General features: G+C 68.7%; 12 protein-coding genes and 1 tRNA gene. 9 read left to right on the top strand and 4 right to left on the bottom strand.

Annotated features, from left to right (window positions below; all coding sequences use genetic code 11):
* Positions 1-20 precede the first annotated feature (20 nt).
* From yidC to rpmH, 4 genes are read right to left on the bottom strand one after another with little or no spacing between them, the layout of a single operon-like run.
* Positions 21-1,172 (bottom strand): membrane protein insertase YidC, encoded by a 1,152-nt coding sequence (gene yidC / locus ACZ61C_RS14125; protein ID WP_465306509.1) that lies wholly within the window; start codon positions 1,170-1,172, stop codon positions 21-23.
* Between the two features lie 5 nt (positions 1,173-1,177).
* Entirely contained in the window at positions 1,178-1,504 is a 327-nt protein-coding gene (yidD, locus tag ACZ61C_RS14120; protein ID WP_465307030.1) for a membrane protein insertion efficiency factor YidD, read from the bottom strand.
* A gap of 5 nt (positions 1,505-1,509) precedes the next feature.
* Positions 1,510-1,944 (bottom strand): ribonuclease P protein component, encoded by a 435-nt coding sequence (gene rnpA, locus ACZ61C_RS14115; RefSeq protein ID WP_465306507.1) that lies wholly within the window; start codon positions 1,942-1,944, stop codon positions 1,510-1,512.
* A gap of 21 nt (positions 1,945-1,965) precedes the next feature.
* Complete coding sequence (gene rpmH / locus ACZ61C_RS14110; RefSeq protein WP_091288857.1) at positions 1,966-2,109, bottom strand: 50S ribosomal protein L34; 144 nt, start codon at positions 2,107-2,109, stop codon at positions 1,966-1,968.
* A gap of 577 nt (positions 2,110-2,686) precedes the next feature.
* Here rpmH and dnaA point away from each other — a divergent pair.
* The 9 genes from dnaA to ACZ61C_RS14065 all read left to right on the top strand — a co-directional run bounded on the left by dnaA (position 2,687) and on the right by ACZ61C_RS14065 (position 14,694).
* The gene (gene dnaA, locus ACZ61C_RS14105) at positions 2,687-4,291 is read left to right on the top strand and encodes a chromosomal replication initiator protein DnaA (RefSeq protein ID WP_465306505.1); all 1,605 of its coding nucleotides are present in this window, start codon (positions 2,687-2,689) and stop codon (positions 4,289-4,291) included.
* Positions 4,292-5,135: 844 nt separating this feature from the next.
* Positions 5,136-6,269 carry a DNA polymerase III subunit beta gene (dnaN, locus tag ACZ61C_RS14100; protein WP_451970796.1) on the top strand — a complete coding sequence of 378 codons (1,134 nt, stop codon included), beginning with the start codon at positions 5,136-5,138 and terminating at the stop codon, positions 6,267-6,269.
* Positions 6,270-6,303: 34 nt separating this feature from the next.
* Positions 6,304-7,194 (top strand): phosphogluconate dehydrogenase (NAD(+)-dependent, decarboxylating), encoded by an 891-nt coding sequence (gene gnd, locus ACZ61C_RS14095; RefSeq protein ID WP_465306502.1) that lies wholly within the window; start codon positions 6,304-6,306, stop codon positions 7,192-7,194.
* Between the two features lie 10 nt (positions 7,195-7,204).
* Positions 7,205-8,359, top strand: a complete 1,155-nt coding sequence (recF, locus tag ACZ61C_RS14090) for a DNA replication/repair protein RecF (protein WP_465306500.1) — start codon at positions 7,205-7,207, stop codon at positions 8,357-8,359.
* 106 nt (positions 8,360-8,465) lie between these two features.
* A complete protein-coding gene (locus tag ACZ61C_RS14085; protein WP_465307028.1) occupies positions 8,466-9,071 on the top strand; it encodes a DciA family protein in 606 nt (201 codons plus the stop codon).
* 197 nt (positions 9,072-9,268) lie between these two features.
* On the top strand, positions 9,269-11,236 hold the full coding sequence (gyrB, locus tag ACZ61C_RS14080; protein WP_465306498.1) for a DNA topoisomerase (ATP-hydrolyzing) subunit B: 1,968 nt from the start codon (positions 9,269-9,271) through the stop codon (positions 11,234-11,236).
* Positions 11,237-11,287: 51 nt separating this feature from the next.
* On the top strand, positions 11,288-13,837 hold the full coding sequence (gene gyrA, locus ACZ61C_RS14075) for a DNA gyrase subunit A (RefSeq protein WP_465306496.1): 2,550 nt from the start codon (positions 11,288-11,290) through the stop codon (positions 13,835-13,837).
* A 47-nt stretch (positions 13,838-13,884) separates the two neighbouring features.
* Complete coding sequence (locus ACZ61C_RS14070; protein ID WP_465306494.1) at positions 13,885-14,571, top strand: DUF3566 domain-containing protein; 687 nt, start codon at positions 13,885-13,887, stop codon at positions 14,569-14,571.
* 49 nt (positions 14,572-14,620) lie between these two features.
* Positions 14,621-14,694, top strand: a tRNA-Ile gene (locus tag ACZ61C_RS14065).
* The last annotated feature ends 468 nt before the right edge of the window (positions 14,695-15,162 follow it).

Below are 15,162 nucleotides of genomic sequence, written 5' to 3'. Positions count from 1 at the left end.
CTCTCCGAACCGGTCGCGCCTCAGCGGCGCTTCCGGCCCGACTTCCTGGTCGAGTCTTTGAGGAGCCCGGGCACTCCCGTGCCGTTCTCCTTCGAGCCGTTCTGGCCGTTCGGGCTTTTCGCCTCGGCCACGGCCGGGGTCTGCTCTGCTGCCGTGGCGGCGTCCGCCTTCGCGGCGTCGGCCTTCTCCTGCGCCGTCTGCGCGAAGCCGTGGGCCGAGCCCGCCTTGGTGACCTTCTTCTGCGAGCCGCCCTGGGCCGGCTGGTTCTTCTTCTGCTGGACCGGCTTCTGCCCGACCTTCGGCGCGGTCGGCTTCTGACCCGGCTTCGGGCCGAGCGACGCGCGCTTCTCCGCGGCCTCCGCCTTGCGGGCAGCCTCTTCCTTGTCGATCTTCGTGTAGACGAGGCGCTGCTGCATCAGGGTCCAGCCGTTGTTCGCCAGCCAGTAGAAGAGGAGGCCGAGCGGGAACAGCGCACCGAAGACGAGGACACCGAGCGGGAAGATGTACATCGTCAGCTTGTTCATGATCGCGGTCTGCGGGGTGGCCGACGCGGCGTTCTGCCGGGCCACCGAGTGCCGCGCGGTGAGGTGCGTGGCGATGGACGCGACGATCATCAGGGGCAGGGCGACCGGGAGCACGCTCCAGTGGAAGCCGACGTTCGTGGCACCACCGCTGACGACTCCGACACCGTTGTAGACGGCTTCACCGAGGTTGACGCCGAACAGCTTCGCGTTGACGTAGGACTCGACGTCGTGCTGCGTGAAGAAGTAGTTCTCGGTCTTCGGGCCGCCACCGGGCGGCGGCATCGTGAACGCGCGCAGGACGTGGTTCAGGCCGATGAAGACCGGGATCTGGAGCAGCATCGGCAGGCAGCTGCCCAGCGGGTTGACGCCGTGCTCGCGCTGGAGCTTCTGCATCTCCTGCGCCTGGCGCTGCTTGTCGTTCGCGTACTTCTTCTGGAGCTTCTTCATCTCCGGCGCGAAGTCCTGCATCTTCTTCATCGACCGGACCTGGTTCACGAACGGCTTGAACATGATGCCGCGGACCGTGAACGTCAGGAAGATGATGCCGAGGATCCAGGAGATCGCCGCGGCCTCACCGAAGACGAACCCAAAGACCTTGTGCCAACACCAGAGGATGAAGGACACGGGGTAGTAGATGAAATCGAGCACTGCTGCTACTCCTCGATCGGTGTTTCAGGTCTGCGGTGGCGCCACGAGAACGTCTCGGGGACCGGGTCACGGCCGGGCGGTGTCCACGGGCCGCAGCGCAGCAGCCGGCGCAGCGCGAGGTAGGAGCCGCGGCCGGCGCCGTGCCGGGTGAGGGCTTCGACTGCGTACGCGCTGCAGCTCGGGTAGAACCGGCAAGCCGGGGGGAGGAAGGGCGAGATCGCCTTGCGGTAGAGCTTGATGGGGAGCAGCAGCACCCAGGCGACCGGGCCGGGCCGCGGGGGCGAGGGCTCGACGTCGTGCTCGGAGTGGTCGTGCTCGGGGGTGGCTCGCATGCCGGTCACACCGCTGATCCGTGGTCGGGGGCCGCGTCCGCGGGACGCGTCGGGCGGGGGACATCCCCGGCCGGACGGCGCGAAGACAGCAGACCCAGCCGGCGCAGTGCGCCCTCGAGGTCGGAGCCGAGCTCGGCGCTGGACGCGGTCGCCGCCGGCGGCAATGCCCGTACGACCAACGAAGTTCCGGCGGGCAGGGTTCCGATCCGGGCCGAAACGAGATGACGCAGCCGCCGGGTGACGCGGTGGCGGACCACCGAGTTCCCGACGGCCTTGCTCACCACAAAACCCGCCCTGGTCGCCGACGAGGCATCGGCGGCCATGGACGGGTCCGTGGTCAACGCGTGGACGACGAGACGGCGCCTGCCTGCCCGGGATCCGCGACGGAGAACCACGCGGAAGTCCTCACTCCGCCGCAGACGTGCGGCAGCCGGCAGCACGGCGCGCCCCGACGTGCCGGATCAGGCGGACAGCGCTTCGCGGCCCTTGCGACGGCGGGCCGCCAGGATGGCCCGGCCGGCGCGGGTCCGCATGCGGAGGCGGAACCCGTGGGTCTTCGCGCGGCGGCGGTTGTTCGGCTGGAAGGTGCGCTTACCCTTGCTCACTGCTTCTCCTGTGTGTCGCGTCGGACGCGGGGAAAGCTTCCCCGTCGCCTGGCGTGTCGTGCGGGCGCACGGCAGTCTCTGGTGTCTCCTACCAACGTGTGGCCTCGTCACGACGAGCGACGACAACGTGGGCGCGCAAAACGCACCCGTCGCATACGGGAGACCTTACGAGGGTACGCACCCCCGTCGGGCGGCCGGTAAGCACCCCCTCGGCCACGGTCCGCGACCGCCTGGTTTCGTCGAGATCAACGACGCCCCGGCACCGAATGGCAACACGCCGTACACCGTGAAATGCTTGCGGCCCAGGATGCCTTGTGGCCGCGGGCGGGGCTTGTTAGCGTGCCTCTCTCGGGTCACCGGTCGAGGTGCACGAGTATCCGGGTGGTGGAGTGCCCACCGGCGTACGACGAGCCCGCAGGTGGCGTCGCCGCGGGTCGCCGTACATTAGTGCACAGCTGTGGACAACTATGTGGATATTCGCTGTGCCGAAACGCACGCGGTCCGCCGGGGAGCGCCGGACCGCGTGAGCGGGAACGTTCGGTCCGTCCACACCGACGAGGGGAGGGGAGCCAGCCAGGTGTCGGATCACCAGCACAATCTGGGTGTCATCTGGGAACAGGTGGTACGCGAACTGTCCGACGGGACCCTGTCCCCGCAGCAGCGCGCCTGGATGCGGGTGACCCGCCCGATCGGCTTGCTCGACGGCACCGCCCTCCTCGCCGCGCCGAGCGACTTCGCGAAGGAAGCGATCGAACGCGGGCTGCGCGGCGCGATCACCGACGCGCTTTCCCGGCGGCTCGGCCGCGCCATTTCGCTCGCGGTGAAGGTGGACAGCGCCGAAGCCGTCGCCCCGGTCGCCGCGCCCCGGTACGTGCCGTCACCCGGCCGGGTGGAAAACGGCGCCGGTCCCGAACCGGCGCCCGCGCCGATGCCGGGCCCCGGCCCGATGCTGCCGCCGCCGCGCCCCGAGCCGGCCCCGCCGCTGCCCCAGGCCGTCGCCACGAAGCCGGACGACGGTGACGACACCGACGAAGAAGTCGACGAAGAGGGCGAGGCGCTCGCCGCCGTGCACGAGATCTGGCCGACGTTCTCCGGCCAGCCGATCGCCGGCCAGCCCTACACCGCGCCGGCGCAGCCGCAGACGTCGAAGACGAAGCTGAACGAGAAGTACACCTTCGACACCTTTGTCATCGGCGCGTCCAACCGCTTCGCGCACGCGGCCGCGGTCGCCGTCGCCGAAGCGCCGGCCCGCGCGTACAACCCGCTCTTCATCTGGGGTGAGTCGGGGCTCGGCAAGACGCACCTGCTGCACGCGGTCGGCCACTACGCCCAGCGGCTCTTCCCCGGCATGCGCGTCCGGTACGTCTCGACCGAAGAGTTCACGAACGACTTCATCAACTCGCTGCGAGACGACCGCAAGGTCGCGTTCCAGCGGCGCTACCGCGACATCGACATCCTGCTCGTCGACGACATCCAGTTCCTGGAAGGCAAAGAAGGTACGCAGGAAGAGTTCTTCCACACCTTCAACACCCTCCACAACGCGAACAAGCAGATCGTCGTCAGCTCCGATCGCCCGCCGAAGCGCCTCGAGACGCTGGAAGACCGGCTGCGGACGCGGTTCGAGTGGGGCCTGATCACCGACATCCAGCCGCCCGAGCTCGAGACGCGCATCGCGATCCTCCGCAAGAAGGCGGCGCAGGATCGGCTCGCCGTGCCGGGTGACGTCCTGGAGTTCATCGCCTCGCGCGTCGAGGCGAACATCCGGGAGCTCGAAGGCGCGCTCATCCGCGTCACCGCGTTCGCGTCGCTCAACCAGCAGCCGGTGGACGCCGGCCTGGCCGAGATCGTGCTGCGGGACCTCATCCCCGACTCGCACGCCCCGGAGATCACCGCGCCCACGATCATGGGGGTCATCTCCGAGTTCTTCGACGTGACGCTCGACGACCTCTGCGGCCCCGGCAAGACGAAGGCGCTCGCCACGGCCCGCCAGATCGCGATGTACCTCTGCCGCGAGCTGACCGACATGTCGCTGCCGAAGATCGGGCAGACGTTCGGCGGCCGCGACCACACGACCGTCATGCACGCGGACAAGAAGATCCGCAAGGAGATGGCCGAGCGCCGGCGCATCTACGACCAGGTGCAGGAGCTGACGTCGCGCATCAAGCAGCGCGCCCGCCAGTAGCACATCCCTTATCCCGCAACGACTTCGGGGCGTCCACGCACAGTGGACGCCCCTTTGTCGTGTTTGGACTGTCTGAAGCGCACGGAGCACGCGAAGCAGCGAAGCCGCCTACGCGCGCTTCGCAAACTCGCGAAAATTGTTTGTACACAAGGAAGTTTCCCCATGGTGTGGGCGGATTGCCCACAGCGCCAACAGGTCTCCCATCAGCGACGACGCCGAATCCGTCCACACCCCGCCCACAGGCGATCCACAGGGAATCCACACCTCTGTCCACGCTGAATCCCCAGGTTGCCCACATCTTGTGCACAGCGGGAGCCGATCACCCGGAAGGGCGAACCGGACCGCTCCGGGCACCCCCAGACCCTGGGTACAGATCGCCCCACACCTGGGGACAACCGTGGGGACAACTGGGGACAGCTGTGGACGAATCGGGGGTCGCCCGAAACCATCCACGGACGCCCTCGGTTGCCCACAGGATCGCCACCCAGGTTCTCCACACGCCCGCGACCGCTCCGACCAGCGCGAACGAGCTCAATCCACACAATCCACAACGCTTACTACTGCTACTGCCTTTAGATCTCTTCTAAGAGAGAAAAAGATAAAAACAGGCGAAGGACGAAGTTGGGGACAGCCGCGAGAACGTGTCGTCAAGTCGACAAAGTCAAGGGGAGGCCGAGGTGACGCGGGCCGCCGCGACGGCCTAACGTGGACGCCTGCACCTGGTCCGTGCTCCGGCCGCTCAACGCGGAGGGCGGACCGGCCGGACGAGGCAGCCGGTCACTGCCCAGCCAGAACGAGGCCTGGCCCGAGCCGATCGCGGCTCGGTCGTCGAAAGGATGCGCGCATGAAGATCCGCGTCGAGCGTGACGGGCTCGCCGACGCCGTCGCGTGGGTGGCCAGAAGCCTCCCCTCCCGGCCTCCCGTGCCGGTACTGGGCGGTGTCCTGCTCGACGCCGGTTCCGACGGCGAAACCGACGCGCTGACCGTCTCGGGCTTCGACTACGAGGTGTCCGCCACGGTGGGCGTCCCCGCGACGATCGCCGACGGCGGCCGGCTCCTGGTCTCCGGGCGTCTGCTCGCCGACATCACCAAGGCGCTGCCCGCGCAGCCGGTCGAGATCTCCGTCGACGGCGCGCGCGCCACCATCACGTGCGGCAGCGCGCGCTTCTCCCTGCCGACCATGCCGGTCGAGGACTACCCGCAGCTGCCGTCCCAGCCCGCCTTCGCGGGTGAGCTCGCCGGCGACGCGTTCGGCCAGGCCGTCACCCAGGTCGTCGTCGCCGCGGGCAAGGACGACACGCTCCCGATGCTCACCGGCATGCGGCTGGAGATCTCCGGCAGCTCGCTGACCCTCGTCGCGACCGACCGCTTCCGGCTCGCCATGCGCGAGTTCACCTGGCAGCCGGCCGAGGGCCTGGCCGACGCCGCGGTGCTCGTCCCGGCGCGCACGCTCGCCGAAGCCGCCAAGACGCTCGGCGCGAGCGGCGCCACGATCCGCCTCGCGCTCGCCAGCGGCGAGGGCCTGCTCGGCCTCTCCGGCTCCGGGCGCTACACGACGACCCGCCTGCTCGACGCGGAGTTCCCGCCGTACCGCCAGTTGCTGCCCGCGTCGCACACCTCACGCGCGGTCATCGACGTGTCCGCTCTCACCGAGTCCATCAAGCGCGTTTCCCTGGTGGCGGAGCGGGGGACTCAGGTACGACTGGAGTTCGGGGACAACACACTGCGGTTGTCCGCGGGCGGCGACGACGAAGGAAGCGCCGAAGAAGAGCTTCAGGTCGAGTACGAAGGTGAGCCGGTGACCATCGCGTTCAACCCGGGTTACCTCGTCGACGGCCTGGGCGCGCTCCACAGCGACCGGGCGGAGCTGACGTTCACGACGCCGAACCGGCCCGCGCTGATCAAGCCCGCCGACCCCGAGGGCAACGTCGTCCCCGGCTACCTCTACCTCCTGATGCCGGTCCGCCTGCCGGGCTGACCCGCGAACTTTCGTTAGCACGTAAGGGGATCTCATGGTTCAGCTCGGTCTGATCGGCCTGGGCAAGATGGGCTTCAACATGCGTGAACGGCTGCGTGCGGCCGGTCACGAGGTGGTCGGCTACGACCGCAACCCGGACGTCACGGACACGACGTCGCTCGAGGACCTGGTGTCCAAACTGGACGGCCCGCGGATCGTCTGGATCATGGTCCCGGCCGGCGACCCGACCCGGCAGACCGTGACCGAGCTGGGCAACCTGCTGTCCGAAGGCGACATGGTCATCGACGGCGGCAACTCGAAGTACACCGACGACAAGCTGAACGCCGACCTGCTCGCCGCGAAGAACATCGGTTACGTCGACTGCGGCGTCTCCGGTGGTGTGTGGGGCAAGGACAACGGCTACGGCCTGATGGTCGGCGGCACGGCCGCGGACGTCGAGCGCGCGATGCCGGTCTTCGACGCGCTGCGTCCGGAAGGTCCGCGTGAGGAAGGCTTCTCGCACGCGGGCGACGTCGGCGCGGGTCACTACGCGAAGATGATCCACAACGGCATCGAGTACGGCATGATGCAGGCCTTCGCGGAAGGCTTCGAGCTGCTCGAGGCCGCGAAGGTCGTCAACGACGTGCCCGCGGTGATCAAGGGCTGGCAGCGCGGCACGGTCGTCCGGTCCTGGCTGCTCGACCTGCTCGTGCGCGCGCTGGACGAAGACCCGGAGCTGGATGACCTCGAGGGGTACGTCGAGGACTCCGGCGAAGGCCGGTGGACGCTCGAAGAGGCGATCAACAACGCGGTGCCGGCGCCGGTCATCTCGGCCGCGCTCTTCGCGCGGTTCGCGTCGCGCCAGGAGCACTCGGCCGCGATGCGCGCGGTCGCCGCGTTGCGCAACCAGTTCGGCGGGCACGCCGTCAAGAAGGTCGGCGGATAAGGAGTTCCTGGTGTATCTGCGCCATTTGCAGGTCACCGACTTCCGTTCCTGGCCCCAGGCCGATCTCGCGCTCGAACCGGGGCCGACCGTGCTGGTCGGCCAGAACGGTCGCGGCAAGACCAACCTGCTCGAAGCGATCGGGTACGTCGCGACGCTGGGCTCGCACCGCGTCGCGACGGACGCGCCGTTGATCCGGCACGGCTGTGAACGCGCGCTGGTGCGGGTCGCGGTGGTCAACGAAGACCGCGAGCTGACCGTCGAGCTCGAGATCACCGCCGGCCGGGCCAACCGCGCGCGGGTCAACCGCGGCGCGGTCGGCCGGCCGCGGGACGTGCTCGGCATCCTGCGCACGGTGCTGTTCTCCCCGGAAGACCTCGCGCTCGTGCGGGGCGACCCGAGCGAGCGGCGCCGGTTCCTCGACGAGCTGCTGGTGCTGCGCGCGCCGCGGTACGCCGGGGTTCGGGCGGACTACGAGAAGGTGCTGAAGCAGCGAAACGCCCTGCTCAAGACGGCTGGGAAGCGCCGTACGGGTCGCGAAGACCCGTACGCGCTGTCGACGCTCGAAGTCTGGGACGACCACCTGTCGGTGGCGGGCGCGGAGCTGCTGGCCGCGCGCCTGAACCTCGTCGCGGACCTCGGGCCGTACGCGGCTTCGGCGTACATGGGCGTCGCGCCGGACTCCCGGCCGGCGAAGATCTCGTACCGGTCTTCGCTGGGTGACGCGCTGCCGGAGACGTACGGCGTACCGGACGGGGAACGGGCGCAACCCGGAGTCCTGAAGGACGTCTTACTCAAGGCGCTCGGGGAAGCCCGCAAGGCGGAGCTCGAGCGCGGGATCAGCCTGGTCGGCCCCCACCGGGACGAGCTGGAGCTGATCCTGGGCGAAGCGCCGGCCAAGGGGTACGCGAGCCACGGCGAGTCGTGGTCGTTCGCCCTCGCGCTCCGGCTCGGCAGCTACGAGCTGCTGCGCGGCGAGGCGGGTGAGCCGGTGCTGCTGCTCGACGACGTCTTCGCCGAGCTGGACCGCAAGCGCCGGGCCCGGCTGGCCGAGGTGGCCGCGAGCGCCGAACAGGTGCTGGTGACCGCTGCGGTCGACGAAGACGTGCCCAGTGAGCTGGCGGGGAGCCGGTTCGTGGTGGCGGATGGTGAGGTCACGCGTGGCTGACAGGGCCGATCGAGCACCCGGTGTGACTGGCGACACAAACCGCACCCGATCTGGGGACAAACCTGTGGACAGTGTGGATAACACGGTGCCCGAGTTATCGCTGCCCGTGACCACGCGGCCGAATGGGGGACGCAAAACGCCCCGCGATGACTCCAAGTCTCCCGCCGGTACGGAGCGTGACGCCAACGCTAGGCCGAACGAGGATCCCCCGACCGGACGCGACCTCGCGCACGCCGCCCTCGAAGCCGCGAAGGCCAAGGCGAAGGAGCGGGGCGTCCCGCCGGGCCGCCGTCGCCCCGCGGTCGGCGGTGGGCAGAACCCGCGGCGCCGGCGCTGGTCGGGACCGGGCGCGGACGCGCGCGACCCGCAGCCGCTCGGCCGGCTCGTCTCCCGGCTCGTCAGCGACCGCGGCTGGAGCGAGAGCGTCACCGGCGCCCGCGTTTTCGCCCAGTGGGCGCGGCTGGTCGGCGAGGACGTCGCTGAACACGCCCAGCCGGTCGCACTGAAAGACGGTGAACTGACGGTTCGCGCGAGCTCCACCGCGTGGGCCACCCAGCTCCGGTTGCTGCAGGGAAAACTACTGGCCAAGATCGCGGCGGGCGTCGGGAACGGCGTGGTCAAGCGCATGCGGATCCAGGGTCCGACCGCCCCGAGCTGGCGGAAAGGGCCCCGCCACGTGCCCGGGCGCGGCCCGCGTGACACGTACGGCTGACCCGGGTTGCGCGATGCTCGGTTGAATGCCCCGAGAACGCATCCAGACCTCCCGAGATACGTCAAGACTCGGCTCGAACCGATTTCGTCCGTCTGTGACGCGTTCAGGGGTGTCCTTGCCGCATGTCAGCGGACGCGGCCAAGTACACTGGAGGCGAGCGAGTATCCGCTCGGGCGAGACGAGGAGAAACAAGGCCTGTGACCGAGAACAAGAGCGAGTACAACGCGTCGTCGATCACGGTGCTCGAAGGCCTCGAAGCGGTCCGCAAGCGCCCCGGCATGTACATCGGTTCCACGGGTGAACGCGGTCTGCACCACCTCGTCCAGGAGGTCGTCGACAACTCCGTGGACGAGGCGATGGCCGGGTACGCCACCAAGGTTGAGGTTACCCTCCTCGCCGACGGCGGGGTGCGCGTCGTCGACGACGGCCGCGGCATCCCGGTCGACATGCACCCCAAGGAGAACAAGCCGACCATCGAGGTCGTGCTCACCCAGCTCCACGCGGGCGGCAAGTTCGACAGCGACTCCTACGCGGTGTCCGGCGGCCTGCACGGCGTCGGCATCTCCGTGGTGAACGCGCTGTCGACGAAGCTGCTCGCCGAGGTCAAGTACGGCGGCCGCAGCTGGCGCCAGCTGTACACCGACCAGATCCCCGGCCCGCTCGAAGACCTCGGCCCGGCGACCGAGACCGGCACGACCATGACGTTCTGGGCCGACGGCAACATCTTCGAGACCACGACCTACAACTTCGAGACGATCTCGCGCCGCCTCCAGGAGATGGCGTTCCTCAACAAGGGGCTGACGCTGTCCCTGCGCGACGAGCGCGTCGCCGACGAGGAGACCGAGGAAGACGCCGAGGGCAAGGTCGCGCGCGTCAAGGAGAAGGTCTACTGCTACCCGGGCGGGCTCGAAGACTTCGTCAAGCACATCAACGGCAGCAAGGACCCGATCCACCCCAGCGTGATCTCCTTCGACGCCAAGGGCACCGGCCTCGAGGTCGAGGTCGCGATGCAGTGGAACACCGGGTTCACGCCGTCGGTCTACACGTTCGCCAACACGATCAACACCCACGAGGGCGGCACCCACGAAGAGGGCTTCCGCGCCGCGCTGACCCGCGTCGTCAACTCCTACGCGCGCGACAAGAAGCTGCTCAAGGAGAAGGACGCCAACCTGACCGGTGACGACGTGCGCGAGGGCCTCGCCGCGATCGTCTCGATCAAGCTGGGCGAGCCGCAGTTCGAGGGCCAGACCAAGACCAAGCTGGGCAACAGCGAGGCCAAGACGTTCGTGCAGCAGCAGTCGAACGAGTGGCTGGCGGACTGGTTCGAGCGCAACCCCACCGAGGCGAAGACGATCATCAACAAGTCGATCTCCTCGGCGCAGGCCCGGATGGCCGCGCGCAAGGCGCGTGACCTGGTCCGCCGCAAGGGCGCGCTGGAGATCGGCGGCCTGCCCGGCAAGCTCAAGGACTGCCGCTCGACCAACCCGGCGGAGTGCGAGCTCTACATCGTCGAGGGTGACTCGGCCGGGGGCTCGGCCAAGGAGGGCCGCGACTCGATGTACCAGGCGATCCTGCCGATCCGCGGCAAGATCATCAACGTCGAGAAGGCCCGCATCGACCGCGTCCTCAAGAACACCGAGGTCCAGTCGCTGATCACCGCGCTGGGCACCGGCATCCACGACGAGTTCGACATCGAGAAGCTGCGCTACCACAAGATCGTGCTGATGGCCGACGCCGACGTCGACGGCCAGCACATCACCACGCTGCTGCTCACCCTGCTGTTCCGGTTCATGACCCCGCTCATCGAACACGGCCACGTCTTCCTGTCGCGGCCGCCGCTGTACAAGATCAAGTGGCCGCGGACGGACCCGGAGTACGCGTACTCCGACCGCGAGCGCGACGCCGTCATCCAGGCGGGTGTCGAGGCCGGCAAGCGGCTGCCGAAGGACGACGCGATCCAGCGCTACAAGGGTCTCGGCGAGATGAACGCCGAAGAGCTGTGGGAGACCACGATGGACCCGGCCAACCGGCTGCTGGGCCAGGTCACCCTCGACGACGCCGCGCAGGCCGACGAGCTGTTCTCGGTCCTGATGGGCGAGGACGTCGAGGCCCGCCGCTCGTTCATCACGCGCAACGCGAAGGACGTTCGCTTCCTGGACGTGTAGGCGTCCCCTGATCCTCGTCCCGCCAGGACCCCCGCACCCGAGAAGGACCTCATGACGGAAACCTTGCCGCCGGCTCCGGACCACGACCGGATCGAGCCGGTCGACATCCAGCAGGAGATGCAGCGCTCCTACATCGACTACGCGATGAGCGTCATCGTGTCGCGCGCGCTGCCGGACGTCCGGGACGGCCTCAAGCCGGTGCACCGGCGGGTCCTGTACTCGATGTTCGACTCCGGCTTCCGGCCGGACCGCGGGTACAACAAGTGCTCGCGCGTCGTCGGCGACGTCATGGGCAACTACCACCCGCACGGCGACTCGGCGATCTACGACGCGCTGGTCCGGCTCGCCCAGCCGTGGTCGATGCGGTACCCGCTGATCGACGGCCAGGGCAACTTCGGCTCGCCGGGCAACGACCCCGCGGCCGCCATGCGGTACACCGAGTCCCGGCTCGCGCCGCTGGCCATGCAGATGCTGGCCGACATCGAAGAAGACACCGTCGACTTCTCCGACAACTACGACGGCCGCACGCAGGAGCCCGACGTCCTGCCGTCGCGGTTCCCGAACCTGCTGGTCAACGGCGGGTCCGGGATCGCGGTCGGGATGGCGACGAACATCCCGCCGCACAACCTGCGCGAGGTCTCCGAAGGCGTCGTCTGGGCGCTGGAGAACCCCGAGGCGACCGACGACGAGCTGCTGGCCGCGCTGCTGGTGCGGATCAAGGGCCCGGACTTCCCGACCAAGGCGATGATCCTCGGCACGTCCGGCATCGAGGACGCCTACCGCACCGGCCGCGGCTCGGTCCGGATGCGCGCGGTCGTCGAGGTCGAGGAAGACGCGAAGGGCCGCACGATCCTGGTCGTGTCCGAGCTGCCGTACCAGGTCAACCCGGACAACCTCGTCGAGAACATCGCGAACCTGGTCCGCGACGGCAAGCTCACCGGCATCGCCGACATCGCCGACGAGTCCAACAGCCGCTCGGGCATGCGGATCGTCGTCACGATCAAGCGGGACGCCGTCGCGAAGGTCGTGCTGAACAACCTGTTCAAGCACACCCAGCTGCAGCAGAACTTCGGCGTCAACATGCTGGCCCTGGTCGACGGCGTGCCGCGCACGCTGCGGCTCGACCAGATCATCCGGCACTACGTGAAGCACCAGGTCGAGGTCATCGTCCGGCGGACCAAGTTCCGCCTTCGCAAGGCCGAAGAGCGGGCCCACATCCTGCGTGGGTACGTCAAGGCGCTCGACGCGCTGGACGAGGTCATCGCGCTGATCCGGCGGTCGCCGTCCGCCGACGAAGCCCGGCCGGCCCTGATGGAGCTGCTGGACGTTGACGAGATCCAGGCCACCGCGATCCTCGACATGCAGCTGCGGCGCCTGGCCGCCCTCGAGCGGCAGCGGATCATCGACCAGCTGGCCGAGATCGAGCTCGAGATCGCCGACCTGAAGGACATCCTCGAGAAGCCGGAGCGGCAGCGCGCGCTGATCCGCGACGAGCTGATGGCGATCGTCGAGAAGTACGGCGACGACCGGCGCACGAAGATCATCGGCTTCAGCGGCGACGTCACCGACGAAGAGCTCATCGCCGTCGAGGACGTCGTCGTCACGATCACCCGCACGGGGTACGCCAAGCGGACGAAAACCGACCTGTACCGCTCGCAGAAGCGCGGCGGCAAGGGTGTGCAGGGCGCGACGCTGAAGCAGGACGACATCGTCCAGCACTTCTTCGTCTGCTCGACGCACGACTGGATGCTGTTCTTCACGAACAAGGGCCGCGTCTACCGGACCAAGGCTTACGAGCTGCCCGAGGCCAACCGCAACGCGCGCGGCCAGCACGTGGCGAACCTCATGGCGTTCCAGCCGGACGAGCAGATCGCCCAGGTCATCCAGATCAAGAACTACGAGGTCGCGCCGTACCTGGTGCTCGCCACCAAGCGCGGCCTGGTGAAGAAGACCAAGCTCACCGACTTCGACTCGAACCGCTCCGGCGGCCTCATCGCCATCAACCTGCGCGAAGGCGACGAACTGGTCGGCGCGGTGCTGGCGGCGGCCGAGGACGACCTGCTCCTGGTGTCGGCCGAAGGCCAGTCGATCCGCTTCCACGCGACCGACGAGGCGCTGCGGCCGATGGGCCGCCCGACGTCCGGCGTGCTGGGCATGCGGTTCAACGACGGTGACGAGCTGCTCGGCATCAGCGTGGTCAAGGAGGACAAGTTCCTGCTGGTCGCGACGGACGGCGGCTACTCCAAGCGCACGCCGATCGAGGACTACCCGGTGCAGGGCCGCGGTGGCAAGGGTGTGCTCACCATTCAGCACGACCGCAAACGTGGCAGGCTGGTGGGTGCGCTCATCGTCGACGCCGAGGACGAGCTGTACGCGATCACCTCGAGCGGCGGCGTGATCCGCACGCCGGCGGGCGATGTGCGCAAGGCAGGACGGCAGACGAAGGGGGTCCGGCTGATGAATCTCGGCGAAGGCACCACTCTTCTCGCCGTCGCACGCAACGCCGACGAGCCCTCGGACGTCGCCAATGGTGACGTCGACGGCGACGCCCCGGAAGCATCCGAAGCGGGTGAAGGAACAACGGCGCCGTCGGAGCAGTAAGTTCACTACGGACAGCGCCCCACGGCACGGGTAAGGACTGACTCTTCGTGACACCATCCGAGAATCCCGAGGCAGCGGGTTCGAACGGGACTCCGGCGAGCCCGCCATGGCAGCGGGTCGACAAGGACGGCGACTCCGAGGCGACGGTCAAGCTGGCCACGGATGAAGCGCTGTTCAAGACCGAAGCGCCGGCCGGGGAGACGCAGCCCGTCTCCCCGGACCAGCGCCCGGTGGTGACCGGAAGCGCCGCCCCCCGCCTCTTCGGCGGCGGCGACACCCCACCGAGCGGCGAGCCCTCGGCGGCGGCGATCCCGTCGGCGTCCACCCAGCGAGCCCGCCCCAGCGCCCTGCGCCGCCCAGGCCGCGGCCCGCGCCGCGCGTCGCTGCAGGTGAAGCGGTTCGACCCGTGGTCGGTCCTCAAGCTGTCCCTGGTGCTGGGCGTGGCGATGTTCTTCGTCTGGCTCGTCGCGGTCGGAGTCCTGTACACGGTCCTCGACGGCATGGGCGTCTGGGACAAGCTGAACGGCACGTACTCGTCCCTGGTCGGCGGCGAAGGCGCCAACGCGTCGTCCGAGCCCCTGATCAGCGCCGGCCGCGTCTTCGGCATCGCCGCCATTCTCGGCGCGATCAACATCGTCCTGGTGTCGGCCCTGGCCACGGTCAGCGCGTTCATCTACAACGTGTCGGCCGACCTCGCGGGCGGCCTCGAGGTCACGCTGTCGGAGCGGGAGTAACCCGGTTGCAGGGCCCCCTCGGGGGTCCTGTAAAGTTCTCCTCGTTCAAGGGCCTATAGCTCAGGCGGTTAGAGCGCTTCGCTGATAACGAAGAGGTCCCAGGTTCAAGTCCTGGTAGGCCCACGCAGGTCAAGCCCGGTTCGCGATGTGCGAGCCGGGCTTTTGCGTGACCGGGGTGACTATGTGAGTGACTGCCCCTCCGGGGAAGTCCCGCCCTCGCTGGCCGCCACCTGCTCGGCTACGAACCGCTCCGATCACGGTCCGACATTGTCGCGGAGCCAGTGAGCTGCCCCGCGTCGAAGCGTTCTGCCAAACCGAACGGGCCGAAGGAAAACGTCAAGTACGGGCAGCGATGTCGCGTCGCAGGTCGGCGCCGAGCGAACGTCATGTGGCAATTGTCCGAGCCGGCCGCCTGTATGCGCCAAGCGCAACGCTCCCCAAAAGTTGGCCGGGACTGCCTTGGCGGTTTAGAGATTGGCGGGGTGCCGCGCGGCTGGGCCATTCGGGTATGCACGCGCGGTTGCCGTACCGGCGAGACCGATGTCGTCGATATTTACTGTGACGAAAGTGTCGTGAGGCAGGAGTGGTACG

Source organism: Amycolatopsis sp. NPDC104587 (assembly GCF_055583645.1).
Note: the sequence above shows the minus strand (reverse complement) of the source record. Positions and strands in the feature narration are given on the sequence as shown.